The sequence below is a fragment of the Bacteroides sp. 2_2_4 genome, from assembly GCF_000157055.1.
GTDB lineage: Bacteria > Bacteroidota > Bacteroidia > Bacteroidales > Bacteroidaceae > Bacteroides > Bacteroides ovatus.
Genome location: NZ_EQ973373.1, coordinates 22,278 through 38,738, shown reverse-complemented (window position 1 = coordinate 38,738; position 16,461 = coordinate 22,278). Strand labels below are relative to the sequence as shown.

The 16,461-nt window shown below is 43.6% G+C and carries 10 protein-coding genes; 3 read left to right on the top strand and 7 right to left on the bottom strand.

Annotated elements, in window-relative coordinates; all coding sequences use genetic code 11:
- Positions 1 to 286: 286 nt before the first annotated feature.
- From BSCG_RS02130 to BSCG_RS02150, 5 genes are all read right to left on the bottom strand, one after another.
- Entirely contained in the window at positions 287 to 3,673 is a 3,387-nt protein-coding gene (locus BSCG_RS02130; RefSeq protein WP_008648899.1) for an AAA domain-containing protein, read from the bottom strand.
- Entirely contained in the window at positions 3,636 to 4,478 is an 843-nt protein-coding gene (gene tatC, locus BSCG_RS02135; protein WP_004315054.1) for a twin-arginine translocase subunit TatC, read from the bottom strand. The genes BSCG_RS02130 and tatC overlap by 38 nt, the downstream gene beginning before the upstream one ends.
- A gap of 17 nt (positions 4,479 to 4,495) precedes the next feature.
- Entirely contained in the window at positions 4,496 to 4,717 is a 222-nt protein-coding gene (tatA, locus tag BSCG_RS02140) for a twin-arginine translocase TatA/TatE family subunit (protein WP_004301497.1), read from the bottom strand.
- A gap of 113 nt (positions 4,718 to 4,830) precedes the next feature.
- A complete protein-coding gene (locus tag BSCG_RS02145) occupies positions 4,831 to 7,371 on the bottom strand; it encodes a bifunctional UDP-N-acetylmuramoyl-tripeptide:D-alanyl-D-alanine ligase/alanine racemase (RefSeq protein ID WP_004315053.1) in 2,541 nt (846 codons plus the stop codon).
- On the bottom strand, positions 7,347 to 8,366 hold the full coding sequence (locus tag BSCG_RS02150; RefSeq protein ID WP_008017880.1) for a GSCFA domain-containing protein: 1,020 nt from the start codon (positions 8,364 to 8,366) through the stop codon (positions 7,347 to 7,349). The genes BSCG_RS02145 and BSCG_RS02150 overlap by 25 nt, the downstream gene beginning before the upstream one ends.
- Positions 8,367 to 8,533: 167 nt before the next feature.
- Here BSCG_RS02150 and dxs point away from each other — a divergent pair, with 167 nt between their 5' ends.
- The 3 genes from dxs to BSCG_RS02165 are packed head-to-tail and all read left to right on the top strand — an operon-like array spanning position 8,534 to position 13,255.
- Positions 8,534 to 10,438: a 1-deoxy-D-xylulose-5-phosphate synthase gene (gene dxs / locus BSCG_RS02155; protein WP_004315051.1), complete on the top strand. Its 1,905-nt coding sequence runs from the start codon at positions 8,534 to 8,536 to the stop codon at positions 10,436 to 10,438.
- Position 10,439: 1 nt separating this feature from the next.
- The gene (gene trkA, locus BSCG_RS02160; protein ID WP_004305310.1) at positions 10,440 to 11,780 is read left to right on the top strand and encodes a Trk system potassium transporter TrkA; all 1,341 of its coding nucleotides are present in this window, start codon (positions 10,440 to 10,442) and stop codon (positions 11,778 to 11,780) included.
- 23 nt (positions 11,781 to 11,803) lie between these two features.
- A complete protein-coding gene (locus BSCG_RS02165; protein WP_004315050.1) occupies positions 11,804 to 13,255 on the top strand; it encodes a TrkH family potassium uptake protein in 1,452 nt (483 codons plus the stop codon).
- A 213-nt stretch (positions 13,256 to 13,468) separates the two neighbouring features.
- Here the strand turns inward: BSCG_RS02165 and BSCG_RS02170 are convergent, their stop codons facing one another.
- Both BSCG_RS02170 and BSCG_RS02175 read right to left on the bottom strand, forming a co-directional pair.
- The gene (locus BSCG_RS02170) at positions 13,469 to 14,851 is read right to left on the bottom strand and encodes an SGNH/GDSL hydrolase family protein (RefSeq protein WP_004315049.1); all 1,383 of its coding nucleotides are present in this window, start codon (positions 14,849 to 14,851) and stop codon (positions 13,469 to 13,471) included.
- Between the two features lie 70 nt (positions 14,852 to 14,921).
- Positions 14,922 to 16,460: a family 43 glycosylhydrolase gene (locus BSCG_RS02175; protein WP_004305313.1), complete on the bottom strand. Its 1,539-nt coding sequence runs from the start codon at positions 16,458 to 16,460 to the stop codon at positions 14,922 to 14,924.
- Between the last annotated feature and the right edge of the window lies 1 nt (position 16,461).

Sequence of the window (16,461 nt, the reverse complement as noted above, 5' to 3'; positions counted from 1 at the left end):
TTCTCACGAAGAAGGCTTTTTAGGTTTACTTATCCTGCATCATCCTCCTGCAATTTTTTTAAACGTAACACTAAAAAACAGTGTTTTGCATTCCTATAATGAAGTATAGTAAACGTTAAGATGAAAAAAAGGGAAGTCTCACGACTTCCACAATTCTTCTAACCTTAAATCTAAATCTCTATGAAAAAAACGTGTTGCAAATATAGGCGTTTGTTCAATATAGAGGTGTTAATGAATTGCATAAAGAGAGAATAAAAACTAACATCTGCAAAAATGATGCAATTTTTCAGGAGCCTTCTATTAATTTTAATAAACTTTTATAGAGAGGATTGCGTTCCAAGAGTTCGGGAACTCCCGTGATGAACATCTGTTTCCTTGCACGGGTCAAGGCAACATTCAGTTTCCGGTCAATCAAAACACCCTCTTCTTCTGTCAGATTGGATAGAAATTTTAATTGATAAGGGTAGTTGACACAGAAGGAATAGATTATTACATCACGCTCGCTTCCCTGGAACCGCTCCACCGTGTCAACCAGAATGCGATTCAAAACCGGAATACCTACTGATTCTATTTCTTTTTTAATCAATGCTATCTGACTCCGGTAAGGAGTAATGATTCCTAAAGTACGGGATTCGTCAAAATCCGACTGATGGTGTTCATAAATGCGAACGGCTAAATCCGCAACGATACGTGCTTCCGAATAGTTGATTTTGGCAGATGCTCCTGCTTTCTCCGGCACAGACGGATAAAAGGCTAAACGGCAGATCGTGTCCGAGTCCTCTATTTGATGAGGTAGTCCGACAGGAATCAGCCGCCCCCCGTAAAAAGCACGATTGGCAAATAAGGCAACTTCCGGATGCATGCGTCCCTGACGACAAAGCATATCATAGGAACGATGAATAGCAGACGATGAACAGGCTGCCGTACAGTTCCGATAAAGACGTTCGAACAAAGAATCTTTCAGATTGCTCAATCCGATAGACAGTAATGATTCATCATAGATTGCCGCCTGTTCCGCGTTTTGCTGCACAACAGCAGGCAGTTGCTTATGATCTCCGATCAATACAAACTTATCTATTGCATCTTTTTCATCTTCTCCACGTGCACAGAGGATTCCTAACAACTGCGGTTCCAGGATTTGGGTAGCCTCATCAATAATAGCTACATCAAAATGTTTCAAGCGAAACAGTTCCGGCTTACCGGAAATAGCCGCTACCGTTCCCACAATAATCCGACAATTCCGAATACGCTCGTAAACTTCCGAACGACGGTTGCAAGAGGATAATTCATTTTCAATCAGATGCCCGCGGTAGGCTTCATCACATGACAATTCACTTCCTACCCGGATAAAGTCAACTGCCGGAGCAATGGAAGCCAACGACTTGCATATCTCATCAACCGCCCGGTTGGTATAGGAAAGCAAAAGAATCTGCGCATCCTTGTCTGCATGGAAAGTCTCTACCATTTTCTTCAAGGCACATGAAGTCTTGCCTGTTCCCGGAGGTCCGATAAGAAGGAAATAGTCCTGTGCGGCTTTTGCCTTCAGGGCGACTCGCGTAAAATCGTCTTCCGAACAGAAAATCATGGAATCCAATGATTTATCAAACCTCGGAGGACGTTGTGACAGCAACAAGTCACGACGTTCTTTTCTTGCAGAAAGATAAGCATATAATCCCTGATACATCGAGCGGAATGTCGTATCCATTGTATCATGCTCTATGGCATAAAGGCTTTCGGCCGGAAGTACGGATGGATTCTGCTGGGTAGCACGCAAGCGGATACCTATTTCGTTTTCTGTCAGATACTCGATATTGCCTTTGAAAACCATTTTATTGGTGACATTATCTGTATCACAGTTTCGTTCATAAAGGATAATGGCGTCGCCTTGACGGAAATTAGGAAGGAAAGTTTCAGCATGAAGCATCTCACTTCCAGCGGTAAGAGTAAGTCCGGCTTTATATTCATCGGCGGCATGGTTCTCCTTTATTTTCAGATCATAAATGATTTCTCCAGCCTCACATTTCTCCGCCAATGTAGAGAGCCACAAAGAAGCTGCCCCTGTACGTCCCTCATAATCCACGTCACCGGATTTTGAGGTATAAAGTTCCTTTGTTATAAAGTTGTACACCGCATAGAAGTAATTCTTTTCCAATGCGGAAAGAGCTTTCAGCTTCGATTGAAAGTTATCAATAGAAGGACGCAGGTATGTTTCCCAGAAACGCCCTTTCAATCCTCGTTCATTCAAGGTGGAAGCATTGATTTCTTCCAGTTTTTGTGACGTATACTCCAGGCTGTTTCGTAATTGGATGCCATATTCATCGGCTACAATCCGGTTACGCAAATCAATTACCCGGCGTACCATCGCCCACGAAGGACGGGAAGGGTAAAGAAGCGGATAGCGGGTATAAAGCAAATAAGCTTTCACTTTTCGGTGATCCATTCCCATCGAATATTGCAATACCGCCTGATAAAGCAACATCTGTACTTTATTATTCTCTTTCGGTTCTACCTTGCCCCGGATAGCATACTCGTCCGCTTTACCGGATTTCATTTCGATAAAAGAAGACATATCCCGCTGCATATAGTCAAGACGTCCCTGGAGTCCGAGTGCTTCGCAAATATAAGATGGTTCGAGCACGGCATCTGTCTTGTCAAGCTCATAGCCGGCTGCATGAAAGGTGTCATTTACTGTTTCACGAATATGATCGAAGTGCAATTTGCAGTCTTCAAAGAATTGGCGTTCTTTCTCCTTGTCTCGCAAATCAGAGCAGGCGGCCAGTTCAATAGGATAACGCCGGAAGGCTTTCTGCATACAGGTACGATAGTCTATCTCTTCACTCTTTGCATGAATCCATTCGTCCAGAAAAAGGTTGGCTATATTTCCCAGTAATAAAGGACGAGCATTTTCGATCGGTTGAAGACGGGAAAGAAAATAGTTGGCCGGATGGTGTCCGTAGTCACGGAAACACTCGGCAAGGGAACTGATGTCGAGCAAGTAATCCGGTTCGAGTACGATAAAAGAAGGGGTCAGGATTCCTGCTTCATCGATGGCTACATCCAATAAATTGACTTGCGCATGCCGCCAAAGCAGCTTGCACGTTTCTGCAAACTCTTCATTGATTTGAGGAACATTATAACGGACAAGGTATGGTTGCTCAGAAACTTCATCCAAGGGAGTCACATACAGATATTGTTCGTCGGCATACTGGAAACAGACACGCATCCGCTGTACCCGCTCGCGGGCAGGAGGCGCAACCAAATAGGTGGCATCCGCACGCGGAAATAGTCGATATAGTTCCAGAGGAATATCTTCATCCAAGAGTTTACGGATAAAGAAAGCCAGAGTTTTCGCATCCCGCAAGAGTTGTTCTCGGTTGGGCTCTTGTTGACGGTTCAGGATAGCATTTGAAGTTAACCGGAAAGTATGCAGCCGGTTCTGCTCTGTAACAGAAAGACCCACCTTAGCTGACACAAAACTAATTCGTGCGGAAAGATCGGTCATCTGTAAACTTTCGTTTTGCATTTGCCCGCGACAAATGCGTTCCAGCAAGTCGCGCATTTGCTTATATCCTACGGCAAGATAGGCATCTTCTGCCCGGCAAACTGCTAAAAGGATTTCATAAGATTCTATCGCTTCATTCTTCGGACAAGGCAACTTCATCTCCAGTTTCATCTTCTACTTCCTCTTCCTCTTCGGTTTTCTTCTTGTCTTTTATCATCAAAATACTCATCTCGTACAACAGATAAAGTGGAATAGCTACGACACTCAATGTGAAGGGATCGCCTGTCGGAGTAATAATAGCAGCTGCTATCACGATGACAACCACCGCATGACGGCGGTATCTCCGCAAGAAAGACTTGTTCACCACTCCCAGCAAAGAAAGCAGCCATGTAACCAACGGAAGTTCAAAAGCCAATCCCATGCAGAGAACCAGCATCATAAAATTATCTATATAGGAATTAAGCGACAAGATATTCTCCACTTCCGAACTCAACTGATAGGTAGACAGGAAACGGAGAGTCAGCGGATAAACCATAAAGTAACCCAGCAGTACGCCGATGAAAAACATCACCGTTCCGATAGTCAATGCTTTACGCACGCCCTTTCTCTCATTCGGATAAAGAGCGGGATTGATGAAACGCCATATTTCAAAAAAGATATAAGGTATAGCCGTCACCACCGACATCCAAAATGCTGTCGACATGTGAATAAAGAAAGGAGCAGCCAAGTTGATATTGACCAGCTTCACATAAAATTGTTGTGTGAAGAAGTCATCGGTCAAATCAAATGTTTTACCGATATGCCGTAATAAATCGTAGAATATGAAATCATTGTGGCAAGGTGCAAGTATTACATGGTCGAAGAGGTAGGGCATAGCAATAAAATAGCCTATCGCCAATACAAACCAAACTCCAACTACCCGAAAAAGCACCTTACGCAGTTCGTCCAAATGATCCCAAAAGGTCATTTCTGCCATCCGTATGTTGTGCTCTTTTAGTTCTTAGAAGGATCTACAGGTTTGTCCAACTCGTCTTTTGCCTTGTTTATTTCATCTTTCGCTTCGTTCACACCGTCTTTGAAACTTTTTACACCTTTGCCTAATCCGCGCATCAGTTCAGGTATTTTCTTTCCACCAAAAAGAAGAAGGATAACCAAAGCGATAATAATCCATTCGGAACCACTAGGCAAAAAGCCTAACAATAATAAGTTTGTCATAAGTTTATTTGATATAAGAGGTTTTTAATAGTTGCTGCAAATATAATCATTTTCACCACAGGTTACATAGATTAGCCCTGTTTTTTATGACAACACAGGGTTATTAGAAAATTCTAATCCTGATAATATACCCGCTTCACCCGTGTCGATATACTTGTCAACACTTCATAAGGGATCGTATCCAGCTTATCGGACAACACCGTAATCGGAAGATCATCACCAAAGATGATAGCCTGATCGCCTTCCCGACAATCAATATCCGTCACATCGATCATGCAGACGTCCATACAGATATTCCCTACATAAGGAGCTTTCTTTCCGTTCACCAGGCAATAGGCGTTGCCGCGTCCCAAATGGCGGTTCAATCCATCCGCATAGCCGATAGGAATGGCCGCAATGCGTGAAGGACGTGCCAAATGCCCCATCCGGCTATATCCTACCGTATCTTCTTGGGGAACATCCCGTATCTGAAGAATGGTAGTCTTCAACGTACTTACATTATGTATAATCGAATTGTCTATCGGGCTAACTCCATAAAGTCCGATTCCCAAGCGCACCATATCAAATTGTGCATCAGGGAAACGCTCGATTCCTGCCGTATTACAGATATGACGGAGAATCTTATGAGAGAAGGCAGCCTGCAATTCTTGCGAGCCTTTCTCGAACAATTCAATCTGCCTGCGAGTGAAAGCGTCGAACTGCGGCGAATCACTTCCTACAAAATGAGAGAATACCGAACGGGGGATCACCGCACTCTGATTCTTCAGACGACGAATGAGCAATGGTATATCTTCTACCGCAAAGCCCAGACGGTGCATACCTGTATCCAGTTTCACATGAATCGGGAAGTTGGTGATTCCTTCTTTTTCTGCTGCTTTGATGAGCGCATCAAGCAGATGGAAATTATAGACTTCCGGTTCCAGCTTATAATCGAACATGGTTTTGAATGCCGTAAGCTCCGGATCCATAATTATAATAGAGGCGGTAATACCTGCTTTGCGAAGTTCGGAACCTTCGTCAGCCACGGCCACAGCCAGATAATCGACATGGTGTTCCTGCAAGCTCTTGGCTATTTCGTACGAACCGGCTCCGTAAGCGGATGCTTTCACCATACAGATCACCTTTGTTTCCGGATGGCGAAGCATGGAACGGTAATGGTTCAGATTGGCGACCATCGCTCCCAGGTTTACTTCAAGGATGGTTTCATGCACCTTCAATTCAAGTTCTTCGGATACCAAATCAAAGTTGAACACGCGCGAACCTTTTACCAGAATTACTTCCGAATGAAGTGATTTGAGTATGCCGGATGTAAGAAGTGCTTCTGTGTTAGGAAAGAAGTAGCGTTCGAGATCGTCATCAAAACGAGCGGAACAGGAGGATATTTCCTGCCCTACACCAATCAGTTTATTTATTCCTTTACTCTGCACCAACTGTGCTACACGCCGGTAGAGCGTAGCGGTACTTTGGCCGGTTTCCAGTATATCCGACAGGATCAGTGTCCGCTTCAAGCCTTTCTTTTCCGAACGGCGTACCAGAAAGTCGAGTGCAATATCCAACGATGCCAGGTCTGAATTATAACTATCATTAATCAATACGCAGTTATTCTTTCCTTCTTTCACTTCCAGACGCATGGCAATCGGTTCGAGACGGGCCATCCGTTCGGTGATCTGGTCGGCAGGTGTCATCAGGTAAAGACAAGCTGCCAGGCAATTCAGCACATTTTCAATGGAGGCGTCATCGATGAAAGGAATACAGAATGTATTATCCATTTCCAGATAACGATAGGATATAACGGTATGATCTTCTTTCTTGATTACACGGCTGATATACAACGGACGTTCAATATCCCTACGGCTCCAGGCTATTTCACGTGCAGTCAGCATTGATTTTGCGACACAATTACTGATTAATTCGTTATCGCCGTTGTAAATCACTACATCGCAGTCTTTGAAAAGCGTCAGTTTCTCCATGCATTTCTCTTGCAATGAGAAGAAATTTTCCTGATGGGCACCGCCGATATTGGTCAGAATACCAATGGTAGGCTTTATCATTCGTTTCAAGGCTCCCATCTCTCCCATTTCGGAGATGCCGGCTTCGAAAATGCCCAGTTCTGCTTCTTCTGAAAGTTGCCATACAGAAAGAGGAACTCCGATCTGCGAATTATAGCTACGCGGAGAACGGACGATACAACGATCCGGACTAAGTAACTGGTGCAACCACTCTTTCACAATGGTTTTTCCATTGCTTCCGGTGATACCGATCACAGGGATTTTAAATTTATCACGATGCGCTTCGGCAAGCTTCTGCAAAGCCTTCAGAGGATTGGGAACGATAAGGAAATTGAGAGTTGAGAGTTGAGAATTGAGAATTGGCTGCGCATCATCATCCTGCCCAGATTTCTCCATTTTCAATTCTCCATTCTCAATTAATTTAAAGTCTTCTTCTGTTATTACAAAATTGCGTACGCCCCGGTCGTATAATTCGGGGATATAACGGACTCCGCTATTTCGTTTGGTAGTTAAAGCAAAAAAGAGAGTTTCTTCCGGAAAACTCAAAGAGCGGCTGTCTGTTAACAGCCAATCAATAGTCGCTTTATGTTTGCCCATACGGCGGGCACCGATACTTTTGGCTATGGATTCAATCGCATATGACATAGTTCTGTTTCTTTTTGAAAATCTAAGTACGGGTATTTTCCGATAAGTCGTTCTATTTTTAACACTATTTGTCCTAAAAAGCGTTGATACGCCTCTGACTCGGGGTGAAAGGGTTTATGTGCCAAGTCCCAGCGGATGTCCTGCACTGCCATGATAACCTGCTTTGTTTCAGCGGAAAAGAAGGTTTCGGAGAAGCGTTCCCACAGGTAACGAATCGCCAGAGGAGACGGATGCAGCATATCGTCAGCATAGAAGCGATAATCACGCAATTCGTCTAATATGATTTCATAAGAGGGGAAGTAGAACACTCGTTCCGGGAACAATTGCTGCAACCGGTCGATGGCCAGTAACAACGTAGATTTACTTAATTGATTGGCGTGCATTCCGTCGCGTATATGACGGATCGGGCTGACTGTAAACAGCCATTTTAATTCCGGATTGCAGGCTGCCATTCCGGTGATGAGCGCTGTATAATCTTCTACAATTTCTTCAACAGTAAGCCGGTAACGTAAGAAATGGTTTTCCGGCAGTTGATGGCAGTTGGCTACCACTTGCCCACTCTCTTTTTGTTTATAAACATAAGCGGTGCCCAAAGTTACCATTAGCCAGTTCAACTCCGGTAGTCTTTGATGGGCGTGATGAAGACGGGCATTTATGGTATGCAACGTTTCTTCGGGCGTAAAAGCTGAAAAAGAGCCGTGATGCATCGGACTATGCCATAAGTCTTTGTAGGTAAACAAATCCTGGCTGGTATATTCTTTATGTCCCATAATCTCTCTCAAAGCGGATGAGACGGACAAAGGATTATAAAGGATACCAAAAGGATTCAGATCCAGCTGAAACCCGGCGTCCATTAATTGTCTCCCGATATTTTCTGCAAAACAGGAGCCCATCAAAAGAATACGATCTGCATGACTGACAGGTGGCATCCCGGCAGGCAATTCTACAGATGTTTGAAAGTTCATACGATTTTCCATCATTTCATTACGTTTCATATGCAAAAGTAATCAAAAAACAATTTCCTACCTCTTTTTCCTCACGATTCAATAATCTTAGGGAGTATGGAAAAACAGATACGTCCCTATGCCGAATAAGATTTTATAAAAAAAAGGGGGGCGAATATACTTTCTTTTCGTATTTTTGCACTAAATTTCCTCGAATCATGAAGAATGAACCGATATATAACTTGCTAAACACTATCAATTATCCTGACGACCTGCGAAGACTAGACGTAGAGCAACTGCCGGAGGTATGTAGTGAATTAAGGCAAGACATTATTAAAGAACTTTGCTGCAACCCGGGGCATTTTGCTGCCAGTCTGGGAACAGTGGAGCTGACCGTAGCTTTACACTACGTCTACAATACACCTTATGACCGTATTGTATGGGACGTGGGACATCAGGCATACGGCCACAAAATACTGACAGGACGCCGTGAAGCCTTTTCTACGAACAGGAAACTCGGAGGAATCCGCCCTTTCCCGTCTCCGGAAGAAAGCGAATATGATACTTTCACGTGCGGACATGCTTCCAATTCTATTTCTGCAGCTCTCGGTATGGCTGTCGCAGCCGCCAGAAAAGGAGATGTCAAACGCCATGTAGTAGCCATCATCGGTGACGGTTCCATGAGTGGCGGACTGGCTTTTGAAGGGCTGAACAATGCATCTGCCACGTCGAACAACCTGCTCATTATCCTGAATGACAATGATATGGCCATTGACCGTAGTGTAGGAGGTATGAAGCAATATCTCTTCAACCTGACAACTTCCAACCGCTATAATCAGTTACGTTTCAAGCTCTCGCGCATGTTATTCAAGCTCGGCATCCTAAACGAAGAACGTCGCAAAGCGCTCATACGTTTCGGGAACAGCCTGAAATCAATGGCTGCACAGCAACAGAATATTTTCGAAGGGATGAATATCCGTTACTTCGGTCCGATAGACGGACACGACGTAAAGAACCTGGCAAGAGTATTACGTGATATCAAAGATATGCAAGGACCTAAAATCCTGCATCTACATACTATCAAAGGAAAAGGATTCGGTCCGGCGGAGAAACACGCTACCGAATGGCATGCTCCCGGCAAATTCGATCCGGTCACCGGCGAACGTTTCATTGCCAACACTGAAGGAATGCCTCCGCTTTTCCAGGATGTATTCGGAAATACATTGGTAGAGCTTGCCGAAGCCAATCCGAAGATTGTCGGTGTCACTCCCGCCATGCCTAGCGGTTGTTCGATGAATATACTGATGGAGAAAATGCCCAAACGTGCGTTTGATGTAGGCATCGCCGAAGGACATGCGGTTACTTTCTCCGGTGGGATGGCAAAAGACGGACTGCAACCATTCTGCAATATCTATTCTTCTTTTATGCAACGGGCGCATGATAATATCATCCACGACGTAGCGATTCAGAATCTCCCTGTTGTTTTGTGCCTCGACCGCGCCGGATTGGTTGGCGAAGACGGTCCTACTCATCACGGAGCTTTTGATATGGCATGTTTACGCCCGATCCCTAATTTGACTATCAGTTCCCCGATGGACGAACATGAATTACGTCGCCTGATGTATACGGCACAATTGCCGGACAAGGGACCGTTCGTGATCCGTTACCCCCGTGGACGCGGCGTACTGGTGGACTGGAAATGTCCGCTAGAAGAGATCCCGGTAGGAAAAGGACGGAAACTGAAAGAGGGTAGCGACCTTGCAGTGATTACTATCGGACCGATAGGAAACGTAGCCGCCCGTGCCATCACCCGGGCAGAAGCTGATTTCGGTCTGTCGATCGCCCATTACGATTTGCGTTTCCTGAAACCGCTGGACGAAGAGCTATTACATGAGGTAGGACGCAAATTCCAACGTGTCCTGACTATCGAAGACGGGATTATCAAAGGCGGTATGGGTAGTGCTATCCTTGAATTTATGGCAGACAACGAATACAAACCAACCGTGAAGCGTATCGGTATCCCCAACCTATTTGTAGAGCATGGATCAGTTGCCGAACTGTATCAACTGTGCGGCATGGATGAAGAAGGGATTCTGACTAAAATAAAAGAATTTATCAATTGACATGAAGATTATTATTGCCGGTGCCGGCAACGTAGGCACCCATTTGGCCAAGTTGTTATCGCGCGAAAAGCAAGATATCATCTTGATGGATGATGACGAAGAGAAACTAAGCGCTCTTAGTGCCAATTTTGACTTGCTGACTGTTGCCGCTTCTCCTTCTTCCATCTCCGGATTGAAAGAAGTGGGCGTCAAAGAAGCCGACCTGTTTATCGCAGTCACACCGGACGAAAGCCGTAACATGACTGCCTGTATGCTGGCTACCAATCTGGGAGCTAAAAAGACAGTGGCACGTATCGACAATTACGAATATCTTCTGCCCAAAAATAAAGAGTTTTTCCAGAAGTTGGGAGTAGATTCTCTGATTTACCCGGAAATGCTGGCTGCCAAAGAAATCGTATCTTCCATGCGTATGAGCTGGGTACGCCAATGGTGGGAGTTCTGTGGAGGTTCTCTAGTTCTGATTGGCACGAAGATGCGCGAAAAGGCTGAAATCCTGAATATACCGCTGCATCAGCTAGGCGGTCCTAACATACCTTATCACGTAGTAGCCATCAAACGTGGAACGGAAACGATTATTCCCCGTGGAGACGATGTCATTAAATTGCATGATATTGTTTATTTCACCACTACCCGCAAGTATATTCCTTATATTCGTAAGATAGCCGGCAAGGAAGATTATGCCGACGTACGCAATGTGATGATTATGGGGGGAAGCCGTATCGCAGTCCGTACCGCACAATATGTGCCGGACTATATGCAGGTGAAAATAGTAGATAATGATCTGAACCGTTGCAACCGCCTTACGGAGTTACTGGATGATAAGACAATGATTATCAACGGAGATGGTCGCGATATGGATTTGCTCATCGAAGAGGGACTAAAGAATACCGAAGCATTTGTTGCTCTGACCGGTAACTCGGAAACGAATATTCTAGCCTGTCTTGCCGCTAAACGTATGGGAGTGGAAAAGACAGTGGCAGAAGTGGAGAATATCGACTATATCGGTATGGCGGAAAGCCTTGACATCGGTACTGTTATCAATAAAAAAATGATTGCTGCCAGCCATATCTACCAAATGATGTTGGATGCCGATGTGTCTAATGTGAAATGTCTTACTTTTGCCAATGCGGACGTTGCTGAATTCACTGTACCGGAAGGTGCTAAAATCACCAAACACCTGATTAAGGACCTGGGACTCCCGAAGGGTACTACCATCGGAGGAATGATCCGCAACGGAGAAGGTATCTTGGTGACGGGTGATACACAAATCCGTCCCGGCGACCATGTAGTCGTATTCTGCCTGAGTATGATGATTAAAAAGATTGAGAAGTTCTTTAATTAAGCATAAGATAACTAAACCAATTTATGATTAATTCAAAGATGATATTCCGGATTCTGGGCTTTCTGCTTCTGATAGAAACAGCAATGCTGTTATGTTGTGGAGCGGTTTCTCTTTTTTATAAAGAGAATGACTTGCAGAGTTTCCTGATTTCATCTGCTGTCACAGCCTGTATTGGCTTTCTGCTGCTTGCCATCGGGAAAGACGCAGTGAAATCCCTGAATCGCCGCGATGGATATGTCATCGTCAGCGCAGCATGGGTTACCTTTTCCCTTTTCGGAATGTTACCTTATTATATAGGAGGATATATTCCCAATGTTGCGGATGCATTTTTTGAGACGATGTCCGGATTTAGCAGTACAGGTGCCACTATTCTGAATAATATAGAGTCGATGCCCCACGGAATACTTTTCTGGCGGGCTATGACGCAATGGATAGGTGGTTTGGGTATTGTATTCTTCACCATTGCCGTTCTGCCGATTTTCGGTGTGGGCGGAATTCAGGTGTTCGCAGCAGAAGCCAGTGGACCTACTCATGATAAAGTGCATCCTCGCATTGGCATCACTGCTAAATGGATTTGGGGTATTTATGCCGGAATGACGGGAACGCTGATTATTTTATTAATAGGTGGTGGCATGAGTATATTCGACAGTGTATGTCATGCTTTTGCTACGACCAGCACTGGTGGGTTCTCTACCAAACAGGCCAGCATTGAATATTACCATTCACCTTACATAGACTATGTAATTTCCATTTTCATGTTCCTTTCAGGTATTAACTTCACGTTGCTGCTGTTGATGTTTAATGGGAAGATTAAGAAGTTCCTACATGATGCGGAACTGAAGTTCTACTTTATTTGTGTTTCATTCTTCACTCTATTCATTGCTATCTGGCTCCATCAGACTTCTTCTATGGGAGTAGAGGAGGCATTCCGAAAATCGCTTTTCCAAGTGGTTTCATTGCAAACTTCTACGGGATTCGTCACAGCTGACTATATGCTCTGGCCTTCTATCCTCTGGGGCTGCCTCATTATTGTGATGATTATCGGAGCTTGTGCCGGCAGTACAACAGGAGGTATCAAGTGTATTCGTATGGTTATCCTGTTTCAAGTAGTGAAAAATGAATTCAAACATATTCTTCACCCTAACGCCATACTCCCGGTGCGGGTAAATAAGCAAGTTATTTCCCCTTCCATTCAGTCTACTGTATTGGCTTTCACCTTTTTGTATGTGGTCATTGTTATCATCAGTGTACTTGTCATGATGGGCTTAGGAGTCGGTTTTCTGGAATCAATAGGAACCGTAATCTCAAGCATAGGTAATATGGGACCAGGCCTCGGCAGATGTGGTCCGGCTTTCTCATGGAGTGCATTGCCTGATGCTGCCAAATGGCTGCTTTCTTTCTTAATGCTCTTGGGACGCTTGGAATTGTTTACAGTATTATTGCTTTTCACTTCCGATTTCTGGAAAAAGAATTAAGAATTCAATAAAGGTAGTCTGTTTAATGCAAAAGCTACAATAAGGAGTACATTATCAGGCTATTACAAAGAGTACTTATCTATTCATATATTCTCAACGATACTCACTGTAATGAGAAAAAATACTCATCGCAATGAGAAAAAGTTCTCATTATAGTGAGAATTCTTTCTCATTACGGTGAGTATTCTATCGTATTTCTACGCTGTTATCACATCAGACCTTTCTAAGTAAAATCTTTCTTACAACAGGCTTATTTATTTCATAAATTTTATTGATAAGAACATCCATTTCCTGTTGGCGAGCATCACGGACAGCTTCAAACATCATCTTTGAATACATATCACGACGTCCCTTCAACCAAACGTTTTTATCCAAATTTTCATCCATCACCTCGATCGCTTTTCTGTCGTCAGCATACAACAATCCCTTTTGCTGGAAAAAGCCGAATTCACACCACGCATATTCTCTGAATGTTCTTTCAATTTCCCAACGATATTCATTCAAGTGCATCACCGTCAATGCTTGTTGGTATTGGGGAGTTTTGGATTCAGCAGCAAGATTAATGCCCTTTGCCAGTTCATCTCCACTCCAGATTCCAATTTCTTCATCGTCTATCAACAACTTATAATTGCCTTTCAGTCCTGTTACTTTCAACGTTTCACGGTTCATCTCTTCCATAAAAGGAACAACTTTCAGCACTTCTGCCTGGCTCTTTTTCTGTCCCCAACCACGGGCAATAGTATCTAAAGGATAAGGAAGAGCTTCTGCCAAATAGTCAAAACTCAAATCTTTTCCGTTCTTCTTTATATTTGAAACGGTACAATTTTCCGACTTAACGACTTGTTTTTTATTAGCATTAATCTCCATATCCGCTACTTCTTTACCTACAAATCCCTGGGCTTTCAGGAAAAGATAGGCCATTACCATGTGTCCGTCGTTATCGGGATGAATACGGTCACTGCCACAAAGGGTAAAGGTAGGATCTTTCTGCTGATATTGCTGATTAATAGCTGTCATAGGAGCATTTAAATCGGTAAATTCCCAATTATTCTTAGCTGCCGATTCTTTCTGATATTCAACAAGCCGTTTGATGGTTTCATTTTTTGTCTTGAACGGTGTATTCTCTTTGAGTTGTACGGTTTCATCATACGGAGAAGTCCCGACCATCACGATACGGGTATCAGGAAGATCTTTAAAACGTTTCTCCATCTGCTGGTAATTCTTTATACTTTCCTGATATTTCTGCTCACCGAATTCTTTGGGCTTATCACCGTTGTATTCAAAATATCCGGAATCATTCATACCAAAAGTAACCATCAACACGGAAGGTTTCATCACAAAAATATCTCCATCCAGGCGTTTGTTCATATCATAGGCCGTATCTCCACCAATACCACCGTTGAAAACACGGATAGGCATATCCGGAAAACGAGTCATATAATATAACCAGATGTATGAATGGTAATGACCACCATCCGTTATACTATTTCCCAGGAACACTGCTCTCTCACCCTCCTTAAAAGGTTTCACAGTTTGTGCAAACGCAGCAGTACATGTCATACAAGCCGCTGCAATCAATACAAAAAGTTTTTTCATGTCTTAATTTCTATTTTATAAATACTATAAGTTTATATACATTAATTCTATCACTCTTCATGCGTTTCGTCTATTTCAGGTTTATCATTCTGAAATAGGCAAATTCCGCCGGAACCTCTTTCGCTCCACAGTGAAGCAACCCCGGACGTTGCACCCTGTCCCAACGAATCAGGGATTCTCCTTTTAAGGGAGTGTCCAGTATGGGGTTCCAGATCTTTCCATCTTTACTTTTATAGAAGTTGAAAATACAGCCTTGTTCGACTTCTATCTTCAAATAGATGTCTTTATCAACAGCACCGGATTCATAAAGGATGGATTCGGAATTTTCTTTTATAAATTTCAACTGCAACTGTTTTCCTTTGACTCCCCAGGTTATCAGATTCTTATCGTCACCGTATAAAGTTAATCCCTGCAAACTCTCATTAGCGTGAATCACTTTTGTCTCGCAACTGTAATGAGAAGACTGCGGACGCAAGCATAATGCCGTCCCTCGCTGATTGTCTTTTTTCGGAGTTCCGGATAGGGATAGCTTTCCTTTTTTCAGTACTATGTTGATATCCGAATAAGGATAGTTCCAAGTCCAGTCTACTTTCAGTTTGTTTTCTGTAAAGTGATCTTCAAAATCGGTAAGAGGCTGCTGGATGGTAGTTTTAAAAGGCATGGGTTGTTTGGCAATAGCCAGTTTCCCCGTTGTAAAGCGCACCCAATGGTCTGCTGTCATCTCCATTTCCTGCAGAACAGGTTGGCGTCCGGCATAAAATCCTTCTCCTTTCAAATAAGCATGACACATATAAAACATTTTTCCGTCGGGAGTCTTTACGACTGTGCCATGACCACATGAGAGATAATCACCCTCACCACCATGCAAAACGGGATTTCCTGTATATTTTTCATAAGGTCCGCAGAAATTTTTAGAGCGTGCTACATATACATCATAGTTACTGGAAGGTCCACAGCAACCATGGGCTGAATATATAATATAATAGTAGTCCCCTTGTTTGAAGTGGTACTGGCCTTCCATGCCTATCTCTTCGTCATCCACCAATAAAGAGAATGGTTCACCTTTCAGGTGCAATCCGTCAGCAGAAAGTTTACAGCCTAATAGTTCTATCGGGCGTTTGTCCAGTCCATACGCTTTCCAACTGATATATAGCTGTCCGTTGTCATCATAGATAAATGCGTCAATAGCTTCTGTGCCATAGGTGATGATCGGACCATGATCGGTAAATTCGTGTAAAGGAGAATCCGATGTAGCTACTCCGATATAGGAAATTCCGGTACTCTTTTGACGTGCGGTGTAGTAACAATAGACTTTGCTATTGTGATAAAACAGTTCTGGCGCCCAAAACGAATTTGAAGTCCAGGAAGGCTGTTTAGAGAAGATATGTCCTGCCTGTTTCCAATTGACCATATCTTTGGAGGTAAATACCGGATAGAAAGGAGCCCACTCGGAAGAGGTACCTGTGGCATAATACGTATCATCTATCCGGATGATGGAAGGATCGGGCATGTCGCCCCGAATGACCGGATTCATAAAATAATGTTGTTCTTGCGCCACAAGTTGCAGCGCAAGACAAACACTAAACAGAAAGATTGTTATCTTCTTCATG

Coding starts and splice junctions, on each gene's coding strand:
- BSCG_RS02130 (WP_008648899.1), bottom strand. CDS start 3,673: ATGAAACTGGAGATGAAGTTGCCTTGTCCGAAGAATGAAGCGATAGAA.
- tatC (WP_004315054.1), bottom strand. CDS start 4,478: ATGGCAGAAATGACCTTTTGGGATCATTTGGACGAACTGCGTAAGGTG.
- tatA (WP_004301497.1), bottom strand. CDS start 4,717: ATGACAAACTTATTATTGTTAGGCTTTTTGCCTAGTGGTTCCGAATGG.
- BSCG_RS02145 (WP_004315053.1), bottom strand. CDS start 7,371: ATGTCATATGCGATTGAATCCATAGCCAAAAGTATCGGTGCCCGCCGT.
- BSCG_RS02150 (WP_008017880.1), bottom strand. CDS start 8,366: ATGAAACGTAATGAAATGATGGAAAATCGTATGAACTTTCAAACATCT.
- dxs (WP_004315051.1), top strand. CDS start 8,534: ATGAAGAATGAACCGATATATAACTTGCTAAACACTATCAATTATCCT.
- trkA (WP_004305310.1), top strand. CDS start 10,440: ATGAAGATTATTATTGCCGGTGCCGGCAACGTAGGCACCCATTTGGCC.
- BSCG_RS02165 (WP_004315050.1), top strand. CDS start 11,804: ATGATTAATTCAAAGATGATATTCCGGATTCTGGGCTTTCTGCTTCTG.
- BSCG_RS02170 (WP_004315049.1), bottom strand. CDS start 14,851: ATGAAAAAACTTTTTGTATTGATTGCAGCGGCTTGTATGACATGTACT.
- BSCG_RS02175 (WP_004305313.1), bottom strand. CDS start 16,460: ATGAAGAAGATAACAATCTTTCTGTTTAGTGTTTGTCTTGCGCTGCAA.